18 protein-coding genes are annotated in these 22,391 nt (G+C 31.1%); 2 read left to right on the plus strand and 16 right to left on the minus strand.

Features of this window, described 5'->3' with window-relative positions; translation table 11 throughout:
* Position 1: 1 nt before the first annotated feature.
* From ABNK64_RS07620 to ABNK64_RS07665, 10 genes are all read right to left on the minus strand, one after another.
* Positions 2 to 259, minus strand: coding sequence for a hypothetical protein (locus tag ABNK64_RS07620; RefSeq protein ID WP_349764014.1), 258 nt, complete (start codon positions 257 to 259; stop codon positions 2 to 4).
* 218 nt (positions 260 to 477) lie between these two features.
* A complete protein-coding gene (locus tag ABNK64_RS07625) occupies positions 478 to 2,721 on the minus strand; it encodes an alpha-galactosidase (RefSeq protein WP_349764015.1) in 2,244 nt (747 codons plus the stop codon).
* Between the two features lie 74 nt (positions 2,722 to 2,795).
* Positions 2,796 to 3,128, minus strand: a complete 333-nt coding sequence (locus tag ABNK64_RS07630; protein ID WP_291256549.1) for a PTS sugar transporter subunit IIB — start codon at positions 3,126 to 3,128, stop codon at positions 2,796 to 2,798.
* 19 nt (positions 3,129 to 3,147) lie between these two features.
* Entirely contained in the window at positions 3,148 to 3,867 is a 720-nt protein-coding gene (locus ABNK64_RS07635) for a GntR family transcriptional regulator (RefSeq protein ID WP_349764016.1), read from the minus strand.
* Positions 3,868 to 3,898: 31 nt separating this feature from the next.
* Positions 3,899 to 5,221 carry a PTS sugar transporter subunit IIC gene (locus ABNK64_RS07640; RefSeq protein ID WP_291256547.1) on the minus strand — a complete coding sequence of 441 codons (1,323 nt, stop codon included), beginning with the start codon at positions 5,219 to 5,221 and terminating at the stop codon, positions 3,899 to 3,901.
* A 17-nt stretch (positions 5,222 to 5,238) separates the two neighbouring features.
* Positions 5,239 to 6,171, minus strand: coding sequence for a DUF7916 family protein (locus ABNK64_RS07645; protein WP_291256546.1), 933 nt, complete (start codon positions 6,169 to 6,171; stop codon positions 5,239 to 5,241).
* Between the two features lie 20 nt (positions 6,172 to 6,191).
* Complete coding sequence (locus ABNK64_RS07650; RefSeq protein WP_300340202.1) at positions 6,192 to 6,497, minus strand: PTS lactose/cellobiose transporter subunit IIA; 306 nt, start codon at positions 6,495 to 6,497, stop codon at positions 6,192 to 6,194.
* Between the two features lie 305 nt (positions 6,498 to 6,802).
* Complete coding sequence (locus ABNK64_RS07655; protein ID WP_349764017.1) at positions 6,803 to 8,434, minus strand: Na/Pi cotransporter family protein; 1,632 nt, start codon at positions 8,432 to 8,434, stop codon at positions 6,803 to 6,805.
* Positions 8,435 to 8,634: 200 nt separating this feature from the next.
* Positions 8,635 to 9,747, minus strand: a complete 1,113-nt coding sequence (locus tag ABNK64_RS07660; RefSeq protein ID WP_349764018.1) for a pyridoxal-phosphate-dependent aminotransferase family protein — start codon at positions 9,745 to 9,747, stop codon at positions 8,635 to 8,637.
* Positions 9,748 to 9,822: 75 nt separating this feature from the next.
* On the minus strand, positions 9,823 to 11,799 hold the full coding sequence (locus ABNK64_RS07665) for an alpha/beta hydrolase family protein (RefSeq protein ID WP_349764019.1): 1,977 nt from the start codon (positions 11,797 to 11,799) through the stop codon (positions 9,823 to 9,825).
* A gap of 128 nt (positions 11,800 to 11,927) precedes the next feature.
* Between ABNK64_RS07665 and proB the strand changes: the two genes are divergently transcribed.
* Together proB and ABNK64_RS07675 are read left to right on the plus strand one after the other, a co-directional pair.
* Positions 11,928 to 12,728: a glutamate 5-kinase gene (proB, locus tag ABNK64_RS07670; protein ID WP_291256541.1), complete on the plus strand. Its 801-nt coding sequence runs from the start codon at positions 11,928 to 11,930 to the stop codon at positions 12,726 to 12,728.
* A gap of 13 nt (positions 12,729 to 12,741) precedes the next feature.
* The gene (locus tag ABNK64_RS07675; RefSeq protein WP_349764020.1) at positions 12,742 to 13,989 is read left to right on the plus strand and encodes a glutamate-5-semialdehyde dehydrogenase; all 1,248 of its coding nucleotides are present in this window, start codon (positions 12,742 to 12,744) and stop codon (positions 13,987 to 13,989) included.
* Positions 13,990 to 14,082: 93 nt separating this feature from the next.
* Here ABNK64_RS07675 and ABNK64_RS07680 read toward each other — a convergent pair whose 3' ends face one another.
* From ABNK64_RS07680 to ligA, 6 genes are all read right to left on the minus strand, one after another.
* Positions 14,083 to 14,892: an undecaprenyl-diphosphate phosphatase gene (locus ABNK64_RS07680; RefSeq protein WP_349764021.1), complete on the minus strand. Its 810-nt coding sequence runs from the start codon at positions 14,890 to 14,892 to the stop codon at positions 14,083 to 14,085.
* Positions 14,893 to 14,904: 12 nt separating this feature from the next.
* Entirely contained in the window at positions 14,905 to 15,903 is a 999-nt protein-coding gene (gene rfaD, locus ABNK64_RS07685) for an ADP-glyceromanno-heptose 6-epimerase (RefSeq protein ID WP_300341749.1), read from the minus strand.
* Positions 15,904 to 15,913: 10 nt separating this feature from the next.
* A complete protein-coding gene (locus ABNK64_RS07690; RefSeq protein ID WP_349764022.1) occupies positions 15,914 to 16,744 on the minus strand; it encodes a PHP domain-containing protein in 831 nt (276 codons plus the stop codon).
* 65 nt (positions 16,745 to 16,809) lie between these two features.
* Complete coding sequence (locus tag ABNK64_RS07695) at positions 16,810 to 17,550, minus strand: hypothetical protein (protein ID WP_349764023.1); 741 nt, start codon at positions 17,548 to 17,550, stop codon at positions 16,810 to 16,812.
* A gap of 13 nt (positions 17,551 to 17,563) precedes the next feature.
* Complete coding sequence (secA, locus tag ABNK64_RS07700; RefSeq protein WP_349764024.1) at positions 17,564 to 20,245, minus strand: preprotein translocase subunit SecA; 2,682 nt, start codon at positions 20,243 to 20,245, stop codon at positions 17,564 to 17,566.
* A gap of 85 nt (positions 20,246 to 20,330) precedes the next feature.
* Positions 20,331 to 22,340 (minus strand): NAD-dependent DNA ligase LigA, encoded by a 2,010-nt coding sequence (gene ligA / locus ABNK64_RS07705; protein ID WP_349764025.1) that lies wholly within the window; start codon positions 22,338 to 22,340, stop codon positions 20,331 to 20,333.
* Between the last annotated feature and the right edge of the window lie 51 nt (positions 22,341 to 22,391).

The raw sequence follows: 22,391 nt of genomic DNA on the forward strand, positions 1-22,391 counted from the left end.
CCTAACTCAATTTATTTAAAATCTCTGTTGCAAGATCTAATTTAGCATTAGCCTCTTTCAAACTTATCATGTTGTCATATTCAGGCTTGAAGATATTACGATATATTTCTGTAATTGCTCTCTCTAGTAATATTATGGGATTTTTAATATCATCATAATCAATATTATTATCTTCTAAATATCTGTCAAAATCAGCCAATATTCCTGCACTTTTCTCTCTTAAGATCTCTCTTTCAAAATTTATCTCATATTTGCTCATCTCTTCACTCCCTTTTCTCTTCTATACCCTTATTCTATAGTTTTAAGAAAGCTTTGTCAATAAATATAAAAAAATAGCCCTGTTATCATTAACAGAGCTATAATTCTAATTTCTATTATTTTTTACTTACTTGAATATCCTCCAATAATATTAGTTAATAGAAATTTACTCTATTTTCTTCAAACCTTATCAAAATACAAAATTTCTATACTTAATTACTATTCAACTTTCAAAATATAAATAGTTGAATCAAAATCATGTGATACTCTACTACCATCTAAAACTTGACCTGAAGATGAATCTGTAGTTATAAGCCCTATATTCATCAATTCATCACCATAACAATATTTTGTTGCTATTTCTTCTGGGTAGTTTAAATTGGAAATTTCGTACTTTAAATCAGGATCTAACCCTTGAAGTTTTATTCTTCTATATGCACAGTTTACATCATTTAAAATCTTATAATATCCAACTATTGCTGTTCTTCTATCTTCTGTTACTACCATCCAAGAAACAATATTATTTTTAAATGGATCTAATAGACGATAAAATATTCCATATTGAAAAATATGTCTATATTTTTTATAAAAATCAATTTGTATCTTTATTTTCTTATTTTCTTCTTCAGTTAATTTACTCATATCTAATTCATAACCAAAATTTCCAAAATAAGCAACTCCAGCTCTTGTTTCAAGTGGAGTTATACGTTGAAGCTGATGATTAGGAACTACTGATACATGAGCTCCCATTGTTGACAATGGATAGACTAATGATGTCCCATATTGAATTTTTAATCTCTCAATAGCATCTGTATCATCACTAGTCCAACATTGTGGTGCATAATATAGCATCCCCGGATCAAATCTAGCCCCTCCACTTGAACAAGATTCAAATAATATATTTGGAAAAGCTTTAATTAATCTTTCATATAGGTCATATACACCCAATATATATCTATGAAAAATTTCTCCTTGTCTTTGTGGTGGATAAGCTACTGAATAACATTCTGTTATATAACGATTCATATCCCATTTAATATACGATATTTTAGAGTTTTTAATAATTTTAAACATCATATCATATATGTAATCTATAACCTCTCTTCTTGAATAATCAAGAACAAATTGATTTCTTCCATGTGATTGATTCCGTTGAGGAACATGAAGTATCCACTCTGGGTGTCTTTTAAAAAGTTCACTATTTTTATTTACCATTTCTGGCTCAAACCATAGCCCAAATTTCATTCCAATTTTATCTATTTCATGTGATAAACCTTCTACTCCATTTTTTAACTTATTTTTATTTGAAACCCAATCTCCAAGTCCTTGTTTATCATCATTTCTTGTTCCAAACCACCCATCATCTAAAACAAAAAGTTCCACTCCCATTTTATGTGCAGCTTTAGCTATATTTAATATTTTTTCATCATTAAAATCAAAGTAAGTTCCTTCCCAATTATTTATTAAAATTGGTCTGAATTTATCTCTCCACTCTCCTCTTACCAATCTTTTTCCAAAAATATTATGAAAAGTTTGACTCATTTTATTTAAACCAGAGTCTGAATAAACAATAATAGCTTCTGGTGTTTGGAATCTCTCATTATTTTCTAAATGCCAAGTAAAACCAAAGGGATTTATTCCTAAAGATACTCTAGCTACATCATAAGTATCAACTTCAACTTGTGCTAAAAAATTCCCACTATAAATCAAGCTGAATCCTATTACTTCGCCTAAAGTTTCTGTAGTTTCAGGTCTTTTTAAAGCAATAAAGGGATTTTGATCATTACTTGAAATTCCTTTTGTACTACTTATAGCCTGAATTCCCATCTCTAATTTTCGTGTTTTTATGTATCGTTCTCTTGACCAAGCCCCAGACAATTGAAGTAATTCATAATCATAATCTGGTAAATCTAAATTTAAACTTAATGCTCTTGTTATATCTACTGAATTTTCTCCTTTATTTATAAACTGAGCATTTCTAGCTACTACATCATATTTTTCAAAAATAGTGTACGAAAGTACTAACTCTATTTCTATCATTTTATCTTTTAAAAAAATTTCTAATGTTGTAGCTTCATCTTCATTTTCAACATAAACTGCTGGCAATCCAACCAGTTTTTTTTTCCCTTTGAATATTTTATGAGATATATATTCAAATTCTGTTATTGTACTTCCATTTTCTTGTTTTATTTCAAAAGCTGGATATCTATGATCCGTTGTTCCATAGCTTGGAAATTCTTGTTTTATATGATCCAATGAAAAAGAAAAATCATTTTCATATAAGTATTGAGCCATAGGACGACTTTTACTTTCAAGTAAATAACTATAACTTTCTTTATGTTTTATTTTTTTTCCAAAATATAGTTGACCTATTTGACCATTTCTTAATATTTTGATAATATAACTTATATTATTATTTGAAAGATGAAACTCCTTTGTTTTATTATTGAAATTTATACTCATATAACTCCTTTTCTATTTTAAAAGGTATGAAATATTTAGATAATAATATCTAGTTTCATACCTTTCAATTTAAATTATTTATTTTTAATTGAATTTTTAACTAAAACAACTGCCATTTTCAACACATTTTCTGCTTTTACTAGAGCATAGTCATTTGTATCTATAACAGCAACTGGAGTTCCATCTACACCATACATCTTTTTAGTTTCTTCATAAGTATGTTTTACTTGTGGCCCCAATAAAATACAATCTGGATTCAAAGTTTTTACTATACTATCTATCTCACTTAATGGAAAAGCTTTAACCTCTACAGGAAGATTATACCCATCTGCACACTTTTGCATTTTATTCGCTAAAATACTTGTTGACATACCTGCACTACAAAATAAATATATTTTCTTTTTCATTTTTCCTCCTAAATTCTTTTTAGATTTCTAAAAAATTTTTATATTTAAATCTCTCTGTTACTATATGCTTTGATACAATTATTATTAACTCATTATTTACATCATAAAAGTTTTTATTTATGCAGAGTAAAGGTGTGTTATTATTCAAATTTAATTTATCACTCAATTCTTGATAAGACAAAACAATATTATAATCCTCTGTAATTCTTTTCAAAACTATATTCTTGTTTTGACATATTTTATCTATAAATTCTTTTTCTAAATTTTCATAACTTATATCATTAAAAATATTTTGATTTAAATAATAATCTACGAGTAAAACAGGTATATTTTCTAAACAAATTATATATTGAATTCTTATAAATTCTATCTCATTGAAAACTTCCTGAATATTATTAGGCAAAATACTAGTTAACCCATATAAGCTTTTTTTAAAAGAGCTTTCAGTCTTATATTCAGTAGTAAAGAAAGTTCTTTCATCAATTAAATTAAAAGAATTTAATGAATTGGATGAAAAATCTGAAACAAAAGAACCTTTTCCTTGAAGTCTATATATCATACCACACTTTTCTAACTCTTCCATTGCAAGTCTAACAGTTGTTCTACTGACAGAATACATTTCTCCTATTTCTTTTTCACTTGGTAATTTATCACCAAAATCTAAATTACTCTCAATATATTTTTTTAAAGCTTTAGTTAATTGGCTATACAAAGGTATTTGTTTCTGTTTTCCTAACACTCTTTCTCCTTCTTTCTTTATTTAAATTTTCTTAAAATGTAAAATTATTTAGATCAACATTTTCAAAATCGTTTTCACTTTTTTCTAGCTCAGCTTTCTTTTCAGTTTCAATTTTCATTTTATCATCTTTAAGGAAGAAAGGCAAATAAATTAGGATATTTATAGCAATTGTTATTATTTGAATAATCGCTCCACTTATATGTCCTCCAGTTGCTAAAAATCCTGCTATTACTGGAGGTGTTGTCCAAGGTATTATTGCTCCTATTGGTTTAGCTACTAATCCAAAATACATTGCATAATATGTTACTATTGTTGTTGTAATAGGTGCTAATACAAACGGAATAGCTATCTTAAAATTCATTATAATTGGAAATCCAAATAATATTGATTCTGGTACTTGAAAACATGTTGGTGGTAAAGCAATTTTCCCTAAAATTTTATTTTCTTTACTTTTAGATTTGAAAAAAAGTAATAACGCCATCGCAAATAGGCATCCTGCTCCTCCAGTGAATACAAAATTATATACAAATTCATAAGTTATTATATTTGGTAATTCTTGACCAGCAATATAAGCTGTTCTATTTATATCTGAAGCTTGTAGTAATAATGGTTCTATTAATGGTCCTGTAACCTGTGCTCCATGTATTCCAAACATCCAAAAGAAACATTGGATAAAAATAACCAATATTATTCCTGGTAATGTATTACTTAATAGCCCTAATGTCGATCCCAATACTGATTGTATTAAGCTATGTATATTTTCTACTCCTAAATATGTCAAAATTATACTTATTATTACCCAAAATGATACAATTGCTAATCCAGGAATAATTGCCGAAAAAGCTCTACTTACGCTTGGTGGTACTGAATCTGGCATCTTTATCATAATGTTATTTTGTTCAAACCAACGATAAATTTCTGTTGTTATTAGTGCAATTATTATTCCAGCAAACATTCCAGCACTTCCCATATATTTTATTGGGAATCCTGCACCAATGTCAATTGTATAAATTGGAGTTAATATTATAAAAGAAGCTAAGGATAAAACTCCTGCTGAAAACTTATTAATTTTATAATAACTTCCTAAATGATATGCAACAGAAAAAGATATAACTAAACCTATTATTCCAAATGTAGAATCACTTGCTTTGTTAAAAAAAGCTTGTAGTCCAACTTTTTGTAACCATTTTGTAAAAGGTTCAAAAGGGAATTGTGCTAACAACATAAAAAATGACCCTATAATAACTAATGGCATTGCTGCAGCCATTCCATCACGTAATCCTAATAAATGACGCTGTCCTCCAACTTTTCCAGCAAAATAAGTTACTTTTTCTACCAAATTATTATTTTTCATAAAAACCCCCTATTTCATTATTGTCCACGATAATTAGAACGAGCTAACATTGTTAATTGATGTCTTTTCCCACGAATAGCCACTCCTAATGTATATATATTCTCTGGAATACAAACTCCATTAAAAGAATCTCCAATATGGTGTAAATCTACTCCACATGCTTTTGCTGTTAATCCTATTTTTTTAATTGTATCTGCATCTGATGAGTCTTGACTTGTTCCATTCGCTGCCATAATCAATACCTTTTCTTCTATACTTTTTCCTTTATTGTACTCTTTTACCATATCTACAATTTCTCTTAAATCTTGTTCCATAAAGTGTGGTACTGTATATGGAGCTGGTACAAGTAATATATCTATTCCTGCATTAACAAATTCTTTAGCTATTTCTAAATTCATCACTGGTTCATCTACTCCTGCACCATGCATTTTTCCAGCTATAATTAATCCATTAAAATATTTTCTAGCTAATACTATTGCATTTTTTATTGCTGAGTTTGATACACCAGTTCCTGGATTTCCTGTTAAACAAATAAAACTAAATCCATATTCTTTAGCTAACTCTAATGTCTTAGGTGATACTATTCTACCTATAGAAATTTCATGTCTTTTTTCATTCATAGTTGCATTTAAATCTACTGGTTCTAAGTTAATACCTATAGGTCTAGCAATGGCTTTACGTATCCAATTTATATGTTCACTTTGTGGTATATTACTTGGAATTCCACGAATCTCTGGTTCCATTAAATCAAGTACATTAAACAATATTAAGTCTGCTCCTGCAGCACGTTCTATTTCTGCATTTGTAACTCCATTTAAATATGGTTGCTCTACTGGTACATTTTCTGCCATAATTACTCTTCCCTCAGAAGCTAATATACTTTGTTTTAACTCCATAGGTGTTACTCTTAAAAAATCTTCGCCTCCAAAATCTAATAATCTTTTTTTCATTTTTCCTCCACTTTAATCCTTTATTTAATTTTTTTATAAATATCAATTAACTCATTAATTAACTCTCTAGCTAATAATGAAGTCATTAAATGATCTTGTGCATGAACCATCAGTAATGACATTTCTGTACTGTTACCATTAGCTTCTTCACATATAAGTTGTGTTTGTAATTCATGAGCAGCTAAATTTTTTTTATGACTTTTTTTTAATAATTCCTCTGCTTTTTCAAATTCACCCTTTTTAGCTTCATGTAAAGCTTCAAATGCTAAACTTCTTGCTTCTCCTGCATTTCCTACTAATGACATTGCAATCGTTTCTATATCCATTATTACCCCTCCTCAACTTGTTATAACAAGTTTAATTCTTATAACAATTATAAGCTTTTTATTTTATTATGTCAATAACTTTTTTTTAAAAAAACATACAGTTTTTAATCAAAAAAATAGAAAATAGTATAATTTATAGGATTTTAAATTTTATAACTTGTTATGAACTTGTGTTAATTAATTATAACAAGTTAAATATATGTGTTTTTATAATACTTTTTCTTCTATCTTAAAAGCTTTTTGTTTTTAATAAAAAAATAGCCCTGTCATTATTAACAGAGCTATAATTTTAATTTCTATTATTTTTACTTACTTGAATATCCTTCAATAATATTAGTTAAATGATCTCCAACTCTTCTATAGAAATTTATTATATCCATAAAATTAGTTGTAGACATTGTAGTTGCTGCTTCTTTAATTCCATAATCCATATAGTGCTTTTTAGCATCTTTATAAAGAGCTGTTACTTCTTTAGCATTAACTATACACTCTTTTATCAATATCAGATTTTTCTCTTGATAACCTCTATCAATATTCTTAAAAAACTCATTAGTTTTTTCATGCAATAGTAACATTACTTCTATTTCTTGTTCAGTAAAAGTCATAACATTATCATGTAATTTCTTTAGACTATTAGTTATTCTCATTAAATAATCACTTACTGTTTCATATTCATCTGAAACAATTAAGTTATTTCTAATATCTCTTCTTAAACTATCATTTATATCTTTATTATTTAGGATAACGAAATTGGCATCAGTTATCTCTTTTTGATAAAGATCTAAGTCATCTTCCATCTTTCTTAAATCTTTAACTTTTGTATCTGTCAAAGCAACAGGATTAGTATAGACTTTTTTTACTTCATCAAACATTAATTGTATCATTTTACCCATATTTCCAACTTCCACTTTGGTCTGTTCCACAACTACCCCTGAAGTTTTTAACATAAGTTGATCAATCTTAGTTATTCTATCATTAACTTTACCATCATCTTTTATCACCTTACATAAAAAATCTGCTAGATATCCTATGAAAGGAGTAAATAAAATTACATTCACAACATTAAAAACTGTGTGTGCTGTAGCAATTGCCATTGTTATATTTGTATCATGATTATTAAATATATTTAAAAATTGTAAATAAGGTTTAAATACTGCTGTCACCCATAAAACACCAAATGTGTTAATTATCGTATGAGCATAAGCTGCTCTTTTAGCATTAACATTTGCGTTTAAAGTTGCTAAAATAGCTGTAATTGTAGTTCCAACATTCTCTCCCAATACCAAAGCTACTGCTGTCTCATAAGATATCAATCCCTGTAATGCTAATGTAATTGTTATTCCTAATGTAGCTGATGATGATTGTACAATAGCAGTAACTAAAGCTCCTACAGCTGCCGCTTTTATAACACCAAAATATGAATCCGCAGAAAACATTTGAAATAATCTCACAAATTCTGGCATATCCCTTACTGGCTTCAATCCATTACTCATTAGCTCTAGTCCTAAGAAGATCATTCCTAATCCCATTATTGTAAGTGCTCTTGTCTTAGCTTTATCTCCTTTTAAAAACATATGTGCTATAGCTGCAGCACCAACTATTGGTAATCCATATTTTCCTATATTCAATACAAGAATCCAGCCTGTAATTGTAGTTCCTATGTTTGCACCAAAAATTACTCCTAAAGCTTGTTTTAATGTTAATAATGAAGCATTTACAAATCCTATTGTCATTACTGTACTAACAGATGATGATTGAACTAATGCTGTTACAAATATTCCCATTAATATTGCAATAAACCTATTGGTAGTTAAAACAGCTAAAAATCTTTTTAACTTCTTTCCTGCTAATTTTTGCATTCCTGAAGACATATTATCCATCCCATAAAGAAATATTCCCAGACCTCCAAGAACCTTAAAAATTATATCCAGATACATTTTACCTCCTAAAATAAATAAGAATTATCATATAACATTACTCTTTTTGTATTAATTTTTAATTTCATTATGTAATACAAAAGACGTACATTTTATTATAATATCTTATTTAGGAAAATTCAAGTTTTAAAAAAATAAAAAGCATTTTTTTTATTTTTTTCGTTATTCTCGCTCATTTTTTTCTTTTTTTAAACAAAATTTTACTTTTTTAATTCTTTTAAAGTTTTCTCTAAAGCTCTCATAGTGTAATCTATTCTAAAGAAACGAGCATTCTCTCCCATATGCCCTATTCTTAAAACTTTATCAGCTAAATATCCATAAGATTTCCCTACCATCACTTCATGATGCTCTAACATATGATTATATACCTCTTCTAAATCATATCCTTCTGGTACGTAGAAAGCTGTTACTGTAGGGGAATATCCACCTTTTAAATAAAGCTCTATTCCTAGATCCATCAATCTATTTCTAGTATACTCTGCTGCAGTATAGTGTCTCTCTATTACTTTGTCCAATCCCTCTTGGAACATATTGTCAATAGCTAATCCTAAAGCTGCTATCTCTCCAATTGGCATAGTATATGGGAAAAGTTTTTTCTCTACACAATCTCTCCATAATGAAAGATTACAATAGAATGAAGGAATTGGAGATTTTCTATTCTCTATTGCCTTCCAAGCATCATCACTTACTGTCATTATTGTAAGACCAGTTGTGGCAGAAAGAACTTTTTGTGAAGCACCTAAAGCTATATCTATACCCCACTCATCAACTTTTACCTCTGCTCCTCCAACAGCTGAAACAGTGTCTACAACTGTCATTATTCCCATTGATTTCAATGTTTTACATATATCCTTCACATTGTTAAAAACTCCAGAAGGAGTATCACAATGAACTACTGTTGCATACTTAAATCCATAATCTTTATGTTGCTCCAAAAATACTCTCAAAGAATCTGTATCTATTTTATCTTTTACATCACTTTCAAATACTGTTACCTCTCCACCATAGATCTCAACTAAATCTTTGAATCCAGCACCATAAAGTCCATTAGAGATTACTAAAACTTTGTCTCCTTTTTCAGTAAGAGCTGCACAGGCACTGTCTAATCCTAGCATTCCTTCTCCAGCCATTATTATAGTTTGAGCCTTTTTTGCTCCAAATATCTTTCCTATTTTTTTACATAATTGTCCATAGAACTCAAAAAATTTAGGATCAAAATCTGAATTTCCATAATAATTTCCTTTTGCATGTAATACATTCTCCCTAACCATAGTAGGTCCTGGTGTCATCATAATATAATTAGCTTTATGCAAAAAACCCACCTCCAAAATTTAAAAAAAGCTTTGTTCTGTGTTTATTATATCACATTTAAAAATATTTATTAACAGTTATTTTAAAAATTCTTCGAACCATTTTGTTATCTCTTGTAGCCTTTTAACTCTATTTTTAGGCTTTCCGCTTCTAGATAATTCGTGATTCTCTCCCTTAAACATACAGAGTCTAGACTGAACTCCATGATATTTAAGAGCAGTAAACATCTGTAATCCCTCAGCTAACCAGCATCTATAATCCTCTTCTGAATGTATAAATAGAGTTGGTGTTACCACTCTGTTTGCATATTTTAGAGGCGAATGCCACCATAATTTCTCTGGATTCTTCCAAGGGCTAGACATATTTTGATCTACATTAAAATAGTAACCTATATCTGTAGTACCAAATTTTGAAAACCAGTTAGATATACTTCTTTGAGATACAGCACAGGCAAATCTATTTGTATGCCCTATTATCCAGTTTGTCATATACCCACCATAAGATCCACCTGTCACACCTATTTTTCTCTCTATTATAGGGTAACTATTGGTTACTTTATCAGTAAAATTCATCAAATCCTCATAGTCAATTGTTCCATATTTCCCTCTAATATCTGCAAACTCATTTCCACGTCCATCTCCACCATGTGGATTACAGAAAAAGACAAAATAACCTAAGTTTGCCCAAACTTGCATCTCATGATAAAAAATATCTCCATAGACAGTTTTAGGTCCACCATGTATATCTAAGATAGCTGGGTACATTTTCCCCTCTTCATAATTGGTTGGTTTTATAACCCATCCCTCTATCTCTACTCCATTGCTTACAACACTTAATTTTTCAGGTCTTGAAAGCTCTTTATTTTCATATATTTTCTCATTAAAATCTGTTACTCTCTTCTCTACTCCATTTTTAATAGAGTATATCTCCTGTAGTCTCAAATCTTTCATTCCTATAAAGTAGACCTCTTGATCAGCTAAAATAAAGCCATCCACTGACCCATCAGCAGAGGATATTGTCCTCTCAACTCCCATTTCATCTAGAGATCTCAATACTGAACTATGTAAAATAGTTGTTACATAGTATAGTTTTCCTGAATTTTCTCTAAAATTTCTATTATTTCCATATCTACAATCTGAACCTACACTATTACTTAATGAACTATCATTTTCTTTGAAAAGTTTAAGCTCTCCATCTTTTATTGTATAGAATTTTGGATTTTGATTGAGTCCATAATCTTTAGTGTCATTTAAACCACAAATTATTCCATCATTAAAAAACTCTACAAAATTAACTCTAAACTCCTCACTAGCCAATAACAGCTCCTCACTCTTAGTACTGATATCAAAACTATATATTCCCTCTCTCTGCTCCTGTTTATTAGTAAATCTATTCACTGTATATACAATTTTTCCATCTCTATATGAATAGTAATTTACATTTGAAATTCTATCACTTATTGGATAGATCTCTCCACTTAATCTATTATACATATATAGTCTATTTCTCTTCTTATTCGTAAATCCCTTACCATTGCCCCAGAAAGGAATCTCATCTATTATCTCATAATTTTTACTCTCTCTAATCTCCTCTAACTTCTTGATACGTTCATCTCCAACTGCACCATTGAGTTCAACTCCATAATTATTATATTGAGCTGTAAGAATGAAGTTCTCTCCATCTATATTTTTGATAGATGTTACTTCTAAAGGAATTCTCATATACTCCTCAACTTTTTTGCTCTCTAAATCTATAATTTGGTAGCAACTCCAGCTCTCTCCCTCATCACTTCTAAGCTGTAACTCCCTATCTTTGTTACTTGAAAATACTATTGATTTTTCATCTATCCACATATACTGCTTTTTATCACTGAGTTCTGTCAATTTACAATACTCCTCACTCTCACGATTCAGTATATAGATGTTTGAGCTATAGTTGTTCTCATCATAATTAGCTCTGTGTTGCAAAAAACTTACATATTTTCCATCTGGTGAAATATTTAACTCAGACAGATAGTTATAATCTAGAAAATCCTCAATTTTTAAACTCTCCATACCATAAACCTCCACTTAATAATTATGACCCTATAGGTACATTTTACAAAATTTTTATAAAAAAATCTATTAAAAATATAATTTTACCTGTATAATGTATATTATAATAAATTTTAAGGTGAGTATATATGAATAATGAAATCAGAGAAAAAATCAAAAATTCAAAGAGAATTGTTATAAAGGTTGGTACATCTACTCTTACTTATCCCAATGGAAATCTTAACTTCCATTTGATGAATAAGTTAGCTTGGATACTTTCTGATCTTAGAAATCAAGATAGAGATGTTGTACTTGTAACTTCAGGAGCTATTGGTGTAGGATCAAAAAGCTTAAACTTTGAGAAAAGACCTACTCTTACTAGAGAAAAACAGGCTGCTGCTGCTGTTGGACAAGCAGAACTTATGCATATCTACAAAAACTTTATGAGTGAATATAATCAAAGAGTTGCTCAAATTCTTCTTACTAAAGATGACTTTAAAGAGGGAGAGAGAAGAACTAATACAACTAACACTTTAGAAACTCTATTGGGATTTGGTGTTATCCCTATTATCAATGCCAATGATACTATCTCTACTTTTGAGATTGAATTTAGTGACAACGACAGACTTTCTGCAAGTGTGGCAACACTTATAAAAGCTGATCTACTTGTAATTCTTACAGATATTGATGCCCTTTATGATGCTAATCCTAAGACACATCCTGAAGCAAAGAGAATATCTTATGTTAAAAAAGTTACTGATGATATCCTAGCTATGGGGGGAGAAAAGGGTAGTGAGTTTAGTGTTGGTGGTATGGAAACTAAACTTCTAGCTGCAAGAAAATGCTATAACGGTGGAGTAAGAATGGCTATCTTAGATGGTTCTAATCCATCATTTATCGAAGAACTTATCTCTGGGAAAGATATTGGAACTGTATTTGATTGTGAATAATTAGGAGGCAATTATGGGTTATATAGAAAAATTAGGAAAATCTGCAAAGGAAGCTGAGATACAGATAGCTCAGTTATCTACAAAAGTAAAAAATGAAGTGCTTCTAAAATCTGCTGATGCACTTTTAAAAAATTGTAATACTATCTTAGAAATAAATAAAAAAGATGTTGAAAATGCTATAAATTCAGGTGTTAAAAAAGCTTTTATAGATAGATTGACATTGACAGAGAAAAGAATTGAAGATATGGCTGACGGACTTAGACAGATCGCATCTTTAAATGATCCTGTTGGAGAGTTCACATATGGAAAAACTCTTCCTAATGGGCTTATAATTCAACAGAAAAGAGTTCCATTAGGTGTTGTAGCTATAATATTTGAATCACGTCCTAATGTTACTGCTGATGCTTTTGGGCTTTGCTTAAAAAGTGGAAATGCTGTAATCTTAAGAGGTGGAAAGGAAGCTATCAATACCAATATAGCTCTTGTAAATGTTTTTAAAACTGTTTTAAAAGAGTGTAACATTGATGAGAATGCAGTACAAATTCTAGAAGATACTAGCCATGATACAGCTAATAAACTTATGAAAGCTCACCAATATATAGATGTTTTAATCCCTAGAGGTAGTGCTAGACTTATCAATACAGTTATAGAGAATAGTACAATCCCTTGTATACAGACAGGAATTGGTAACTGTCACATCTTTGTTGATGAAAGTGGAAATTTAACTAAGGCTATTGATATAATTATAAATGCTAAAACTCAAAGACCAGGTGTTTGTAATGCTGTCGAAACTCTACTTATACATGAAAATTGTGCTAACTCTCTTCTTCCTAACCTTGGAAAAGAGTTAATAGCTAAAAATGTAGAGATCAGAGGAGATGAAACAGTTAGAAAATATATCCCTACAGCTCTTGTGGCTACCGAGGAGGACTGGGCTACTGAGTATGAGGACTATATAGTAGCTATTAAAGTTGTTAAGGATCTAGACGAGGTTATAAAACATATTGGTCAATATGGTACTAAACACTCAGAGTGTATAGTTACTGAAAACTACTCTAATGCTCAAAGATTCCTAAATGAAGTTGATGCTGCTGCTGTTTATGTAAATGCTTCTACTAGATTTACTGATGGTGGACAGTTTGGCTTTGGAGCTGAGATCGGTATCAGTACTCAAAAACTTCATGCTAGAGGTCCTATGGGATTAAAGGAACTTACTACTACTAAATATGTTATTATGGGAAATGGACAAGTAAGAGAATAAAGATAATCTTCATTCAAAAAATAAAGAGCAAGTATAGCCTAGCTAACTTGCTCTATTTATTTTCTCAATCTTTTTTACTATAATATTTTTATTTTAGATAAATAAAAATATCAATACTAATATTCCTAAAATTATTCTATACACTCCAAAGAAAACAAAGTCTCTTTTCTTTATATAGCCCATAAACCACTTTATTACAAGGTAGGCTACAACAAATGATACAAGTGTTCCAACTCCAATAAGTTGCCACTCAGTAGTTGTATAGTTCATTCCATTTTTCACAAGTTTAAGAAGAGTAGCTCCAAACATTGTAGGAATTGCTAAGAAGAAAGAAAATTCTGTTGCTAGTCCTCTTGATAGCCCCAACAATAAACTTCCAATTATTGTAGCTCCAGATCTTGATGTTCCTGGTATCATTGCCAAGCACTGAAAAAATCCGATTATAAAAGCTAACTTATAACTTAATTTTCCAAAACTATCAATCTTTCCAGCTGTTTTATAGTACTTTTCAATAACAATTAAAATCACACCGAAAAATATTAGAGTTGTTGCTACTACGAATACATTCCCCATAAAATACTCTGAAATGTAATCATCTAACAACAAACCAATGACAGCTGCTGGTAAAACTCCCACAATAACCTTTGTCCACAATCTAATTCTAGAAATAAGCTCTTTCCTATTTTTTACAAATGGTGTTAAAGTATCCCAGAAATAGATAACTACTGCTAATATTGCTCCCAATTGAACAATTATTAAAAAACTCTCCATAAACTTTGGTGAAAATCTTCCATCTCCAATAAACTTTTCAACCAATATCATATGACCTGTACTACTTACTGGAAGGAACTCTGTCATTCCCTCTACTATCCCCAATATTATAACTATTAAAAACAAATTCATCTATTTATCACCTTATAAATATGGATCTTCTTTTGATAAATAGTTTTCAACATAATCCTTTACTCCATCCTCTAAAGATGTAAATTTCTTAGTATATCCTGCTCTTTTTAGCTTTTCCATACTAGCTTGAGTAAAGTATTGGTATCTTCCTCTTAAGTCCTCTGGCATAGGTATAAACTCTATAACCTCTTCCTGTTTTAACTCTGGATTATTTGCTGCTGCTCTCATTGTAGCCATAGATAGATCTAAGAAACTTCTAGCCTCTCCTGTTCCTATGTTGTATACTCCAGATTCAACTTTTTCAGTCAATAGATAGTACATTACATCTACAACATCCTTTAAGTATACGAAATCTCTCAATTGCTCTCCATCTTTGAATCCCTCTTTATGAGATTTGAAAAGTTTTACTCCACCATTATCTCTATACTGATTGAATGTATGGAATACCATTGAAGCCATTCTTCCTTTATGATACTCTTGTGGACCATATACGTTAAAGAATTTTAATCCACACCATTGTTTAGGTGCTATACTCTGTTTAAATGCCCAATCATCAAATATTTTCTTTGAATATCCATATTTGTTTAGAGGTTGTAATTTTTTTAACTCCTCTACACTCACATCATCATTGTATCCTAATTCTCCACCACCATAAGTAGCTGCTGATGAAGCATATACATAAGGTATCTGTCTAGCTGCACAGAACTCCCATAATTTTTTACTATATCCATAGTTGTTGCTCATTAAGAAATCTCCATCTCTCTCAGTTGTTGCTGAACAAGCTCCCATATGTACAACTCCTGTTATCTTTTCAGCATTTGCTGAGTTAGATAGCCAATCAAATAGGTCATCTCTATCCACCCAATCAGCATAATCTCTCTTTCTTAAGTTAAGCCATTTCTCCTCTGTTCTCAGCTTATCTACAACAATGATATCATTTCTACCCATCTCATTAAGTTTCCATACCATTGCACTTCCTATCATACCAGCTGCACCTGTTACAATTATCATTTTTGCCTCCTTATTTATTCAAAAATCTTTTTATTCTTTCAAATTGAGAGTACTCTAAACCTGCATCGCCAATATCTACACCCTCTCTATTATCTCCGTGAAAATCTGATCCCCCTGTGATTAAAAGACCATATTTTTTAGCCAATTTTCTAAATTTCTGCTTCTCTGCTTTAGAAAATGAACTATATTGTGATTCTAAGGCATCTAAGCCACACTCTTTTAATCTTACAATAAGATCATTTAAAATCTCATCATTCAAAGTTATTAACTTAGGATGAGCTAATGAAGCAAAACCACCATTTGCCTTTATCATTTTTACAGCTCTTTCTGGTGAAAAATTCTCCTTTGGAACATAAGCTAAGCCTGTTCTTCCTAGATATTTTGTAAATGCCTCATTCTTATTTGTCACTATTCCCTTTTCTAAGAGATAATTAGCAAAGTGTAATCTACTGATTATATTTCCTGGTGCAAATTTTTTTAACTCTTCTATATCTATTATTATACCAATTTTTTCAAATTTTTCTATTATTTTTCTATTTCTTTTTTCTCTGGCCTCTTCTAGCTCTGCCAACTCCCTTAAAAATACCTCATCTTCGAGATTTAGATAGTATCCCAATACATGTACTTCCAGATTCTCTTCATTACAAGAGATCTCTATCCCCTCTATAAACTCCATCCCATATCTCTCTGCTGCTGCTTTTCCAGCCTTTACTCCTGCTACAGTATCATGGTCTGTTATAGCAAGAGCTATTACATTATTTTTCATAGCTCTCAATATTATCTCTTCAGGTGTATAGGTTCCATCAGATTCTAAGGTGTGAATATGCATATCAACGTCCATTTTTTCTCCTTGTAAACAAAAGGAGGAGATCACTTTTGATCCCTCCCCTATTATAGTACTATTTTTTAATCATCCCATTTTTCTAAATTTGAAAAATACTCTGGATATGCTATATATAAAGCTTTAGCATTTACATTGTTCTTCTCAATAGCTGTAGTTGTTTCCTTAGCATCTATATTTGTTATTTTGATTACTCTATCTGAGATCTCTCTATTATACCAAGCTCTCTCGTCATAGAACTCATCTCTTTTTATAAATTTATTTAGTATCTTTCTTAATTTTTTAGTGTCTTTTTCTGATAGGTCATCTTGTTTTGAAAAAGCTACTATCTCTTCCCACTCATCTGGAGTAGCTACTTCATTTTTTATGTGACTAGATGGTGTATCCATCTTTATAAAAGACTCTCTTACCATTTTATCTACAAGTCCTTTAGGATTTTTTAAGTTCTCATCAGATAGGTAGAACTTTCTAGGTAATTTCTTATTATATTTATTTACTAAGTCTACAAACTTATCATAATCTTCATCTGTTATCTCACTGACATCTTTTTTCTCCAATGAAGTTAAGAAGTTAAAATCTTTTTCATTCATTTTTCCAGTTTTTCTTAAATAAAGTATTGGATTTTCATCTCCATACCAATCTTCAATTAGAGATTCACCCTTTACCACTTTAATTATAGTTTTATCCCACTCTTTTGCTGATTCCTTTGTTATTGAGTATTTTTGTTCCAAAGAATTTCCTTTATCTAGTGAACTACAAGACGCAAGTAATACTATGGCACAAATTCCTGTTAATACCTTTTTCATTATATAGCCTCCCTTATACTCTTCCACAACAGTTTTTATATTTTTTTCCACTTCCACAAGGACAAGGTGAATCTGGAGTTACCTCTTTTGTCTCTATCTTCTCCACTCCATTTTCATCCTCTAAAGTATACTCCTCTATCTCCTCTTCCTCATTTTTTACCTGAAGATTCTCCTCCTCATGTTGTTTTACAATAACTTTAAATAAGAAAGATGTTGCCTGTTCTTTTATAGTTTCTATCATCTGCTCATAAAGCTCACCTGATAGTATCTTATACTCTACTACTGGATCTTTCTGTCCATAAGCTCTTAAATATATTCCCTCTTTTAATCCATCTAGAGATTTTAGGTGCTCTCTCCATCTTGAGTCTATAACTTCAAATAGTATATATTTCTCAAGCTTTCTCATTAGATCTCTTCCAACTTTGCTCTCTTTCTCATCATATTGAGCACAGATATTGTCAAAAATCTTCTTACTATAATCCTCTATACTCATTGACTTGTACTCTTCTCTATCCTCTACATTATATCCATAAGTATCATTTAAGTACTCTGCTAGACCTTGCATATCCCAATCATCTTTATACTCTCCAACAAATCTCTTTGCAACTTGAGAGTAGATAGTCTCTTGCAACATCTTGATTATGCTATCTTTTAGATCCTCTTTGCTCATTGCTTCATTTCTACTATCATATATAGCAGTTCTTTGCTTGTTCATTACATCATCATACTCTAGTAGATTTTTTCTAATTCCAAAGTTTCTAGATTCTATCTTAGTCTGAGCATTAGCTATAGCCTTATTTATCATTGGGTGTGTTATAGGCTCTCCCTCTGGTAATCCCAATTTCTCCATAACAGTTTTTACTCTATCCGATCCGAATAATCTCATTAAATCATCTTCTAAAGATAGATAAAACTCTGACTCTCCAGGATCTCCTTGTCTTCCAGCTCTTCCTCTTAATTGGTTATCTATTCTTCTTGACTCGTGTCTTTCAGTTCCTAGTATGAAAAGTCCACCTAATGATTTTACCTTTTCTCCCTCTTCTTTACATTGAAGTTCATACTTCTTTAGAACAGAATCGTAGTTCTCACTCTCTCTATCTCCAAGCTCTGCCATTGCCAAGAACTCTGGGTTACCTCCCAACATTATGTCAGTTCCTCTTCCAGCCATATTTGTAGCAATAGTTACAGCTCCATATCTTCCAGCTTGAGCTACTATTTCAGCCTCTTTTGCGTGATATTTAGCATTCAATACATTGTGTTTTATCTTTCTAGCCTTTAATAGTTCTGATAACTCCTCTGAACTTTTGATAGATATTGTTCCAACTAATACTGGTTGTCCCTTCTCATTAAGTCCCTCTATTCTCTTTATGATAGCTTCTATCTTCTCTTTTTTTGTTTTATACACTAAGTCAGCATTATCTTTTCTCTGTACAGGTTTATTAGTTGGAATAACAACAATCTGCAATCCATAAGTATGTACAAACTCTGCTGCCTCTGTTTCAGCTGTACCTGTCATTCCAGATAGCTTGTTATACATTCTGAAATAGTTTTGTAATGTTATAGATGCAAGAGTTTGGTTCTCTCCAGCTATATGTACTCCCTCTTTAGCCTCAATAGCTTGGTGAAGTCCGTCAGAATATCTTCTTCCTTCCATAGCTCTTCCTGTAAACTCATCTATTATTATTACCTGTCCCTCTCTCACTAGGTAATCTCTATCTCTTTTAAATAACTCTTTAGCTTTTAATGCTTGGTTTAAGTAGTGAGTTAATTCCACATTTTCTGGTGAATATAGGTTCTCTATCTTTAAGAATTTCTCTACCTTTGCTATTCCCTTTTCAGTTAAGACTATGTTTTTAGCCTTTTCATCTACCTCATAATCTCCGATCTTTTCAGCAGGAATATTCATCTCTTTCTTTAATTTTGGATCTTTTATCTTTTCAGTCTCATAGCTTCTATTTAACATTGATACAACTTGGTAAAATACCTGATACCATTTTGTAGAATCCTCTGCTGCTCCTGAAATAATAAGTGGTGTTCTAGCCTCATCTATAAGGATTGAGTCCACCTCGTCAACTATACAGTAGTTTAGTGGTCTTTGAACCTTTTCATCCATAGATCCAACCATATTATCTCTTAGGTAGTCAAATCCAAATTCAGAGTTTGTTCCATAAGTTATATCTGCATTATAAGCATCTCTTCTCTCTCTTGTTGGAATACCATTTAAAATTACCCCTGAAGTAAGTCCTAAGAAAGAGTATAATCTTCCCATCATCTCTCTATCTCTTGCTGCAAGATAGTCGTTTACAGTGATTACATGGACACCCTTCCCTGATAGTGCATTTAAGTATACAGGACATGTAGCAACTAATGTTTTCCCCTCTCCTGTCTTCATCTCTGTGATCTTTCCTTCATGAAGTACAATTCCACCTATTAACTGTACATCATAGTGTCTCATTCCTAAAACTCTCTTAGATGCTTCTCTTACTGTGGCAAATGCTTCTACCATTATATCATCTAAAGTCTCTCCCTGAGCTAATCTCTCCTTGAATATAGCTGTCTTCTCTTTAAGTTGTTCATCAGTTAACTTTTCAAAATCTGGTTCTAAAGAGTTGATAGCAGCTACTATTTTTCTTATTCTCTTTACTTCCCTGTCATTCTTAGTTCCAAAAATTTTCTTAAAAATATTTCCTATCATTGATGTTCCTCTCTTCAAATTTTATTAGATATACTTCTTCAGAATATATGCTATCATAAATTCCCCTATTAGTCAAATAGAGATGCTATTTTTTACCACAGATCTCCATAAATTCCTCTTCACTAATTATCTTTACAGTGCCAAGCTCTTGAGCTTTTTTCAATTTACTTCCAGCCTTTTCTCCAACTATTAGGTAATCAAGATTTTTACTCACTGCTGAGAGGTTTTTTCCACCTAGTTTTTCAATCTCCTCTTTTATCTCATTTCTTGTAAAGTTTTTCAAAGTTCCTGTAAATAGAAAAGTTTTTCCTGTAAATACTCTCTCTTCTTGAGGTAGCTCCTCTACTACCTCCTGTTCAAAGCAGATTCCGTGAGATTTTAGCCCAGCTATCAATCTTATCTTCTCCTCATCTCTAAAGAAGTCATATACAGCTTGTGCCATCTTATCTCCAACTCCCTCTATTTGAGTTAGATCCTCCACACTCATCTCCATCAATCTATCTATATTTCCACTAGCTTGAGCTAGTAATTTTGCTGATGTTTTCCCAATAAATGGTATTCCTAAAGCACAAAGTACCTTTGAATACTCCCTAGTTTTACTGTTCTCTATTGCATTTAATAGATTATCTACACTCTTTTTACCCATCTTTTCCAGTTTTTCTAAATCTTCTCTATGATTTTTTAGTTCGTAGATATCCACTATATTTTGTATAAATCCAAGTTTTAACATATTCTCTACTATCTTACTTCCAAATCCAGCTATATTCATAGCATCACGAGATACAAAATATATTAACTCTCCCTCTATTTTTCCAGGACAAGTTAGATTAGGACACTTTATATCTACCTGCCCAGACTCTCTCTCCACTGGAGTATTACATATAGGACAAGTTGTTGGTTCGCTTATAATCATCTCACTTCCATCTCTTAGCTCTCTAACAGACTTGACAACCTGTGGAATAATCTCAGCAGCTTTCTCTATAAATACACTATCTCCCACTCTGATATCTTTTCTCTCAATCTCTTGATAGTTGTGTAGACTTGCTCTTTTTACTCTACTTCCTGACAATTCTACCTCTTCAAGCTCTGCCACTGGTGTTATCTTACCAGTTCTTCCCACCTGCCAAGTGACTCCCAATATTTTTGTAGTTACCTGTTTAGCTGGAAATTTAAAAGCTATTGCCCATCTTGGACTTTTGGTAGTATTCCCCAATTTCTCCCAAAGCTCGATCTCATTTACCTTTATAACCATTCCATCTGTTTCGTAGTCCAGACTCTCTCTCTTTTCTCCCCAATACTCTATTCTTTTAATCAATTCAGATGAGTCTTTTAAAACTTCACACACACCTGTTGTTTTTATTCCCAATTTTGCAAGGTAATCAATACTCTCACTATGAGTCTTTACTCCATAGTTTTGTGCATCTACCAAGAAATAGAAATAAGCATCTAATCCTCTCTCTTTTATTATCTTTGAATCTAGCTGTCTCAATGTTCCGCTAGCAGCATTTCTAGGATTTGCAAAAACCTCTTCTCCAGCTTCTAATCTTCTTTTATTCAACTCTTCAAATTTTGATATAGGTAAGACTACCTCTCCTCTGATCTCTAGGCTCACACTCTCTTTTAGAACCTTAGGAATTGATTCTATCTCTAATATGTTCTCAGTTACATCCTCTCCTATAGCTCCATCTCCCCTTGTCACTGCTCTTACCAATCTTCCATTCTCATATTGAATACTTAGAGATAACCCATCCAGCTTTAATTCCAAAGCATACTCTATCCCTTTCTCCTCTGCTAAATTCTTCTTAACTCTCTCAATGAAATCAGATATATCCCCCTCATTATATGAGTTAGATAAGCTCAACATAGGTTTTTTATGAGTTACTTTTTGAAATTTTGTATCTCTTAAATTTGTAGCTCCTACAACTTCAGTAGGTGACTCCACACTTTTATACTCTGGATATTTCTCCTCCAATTCTTTTAATTCTACTAATAATCTATCAAACTCTACGTCTGATATAAGACTCTCACTGTTTGTATAGTAATAATCACTATATTTTTTTATCTTCTCTCTCAACTCTTCTATATACTTTTTCATCCTATCTCCTCTTCATACTTAATTTTCACCTATAATTATATCATATTATAG

The organism is Fusobacterium sp. SYSU M8D902, assembly GCF_040199715.1.
Taxonomy (GTDB): Bacteria; Fusobacteriota; Fusobacteriia; order Fusobacteriales; family Fusobacteriaceae; genus Fusobacterium_A.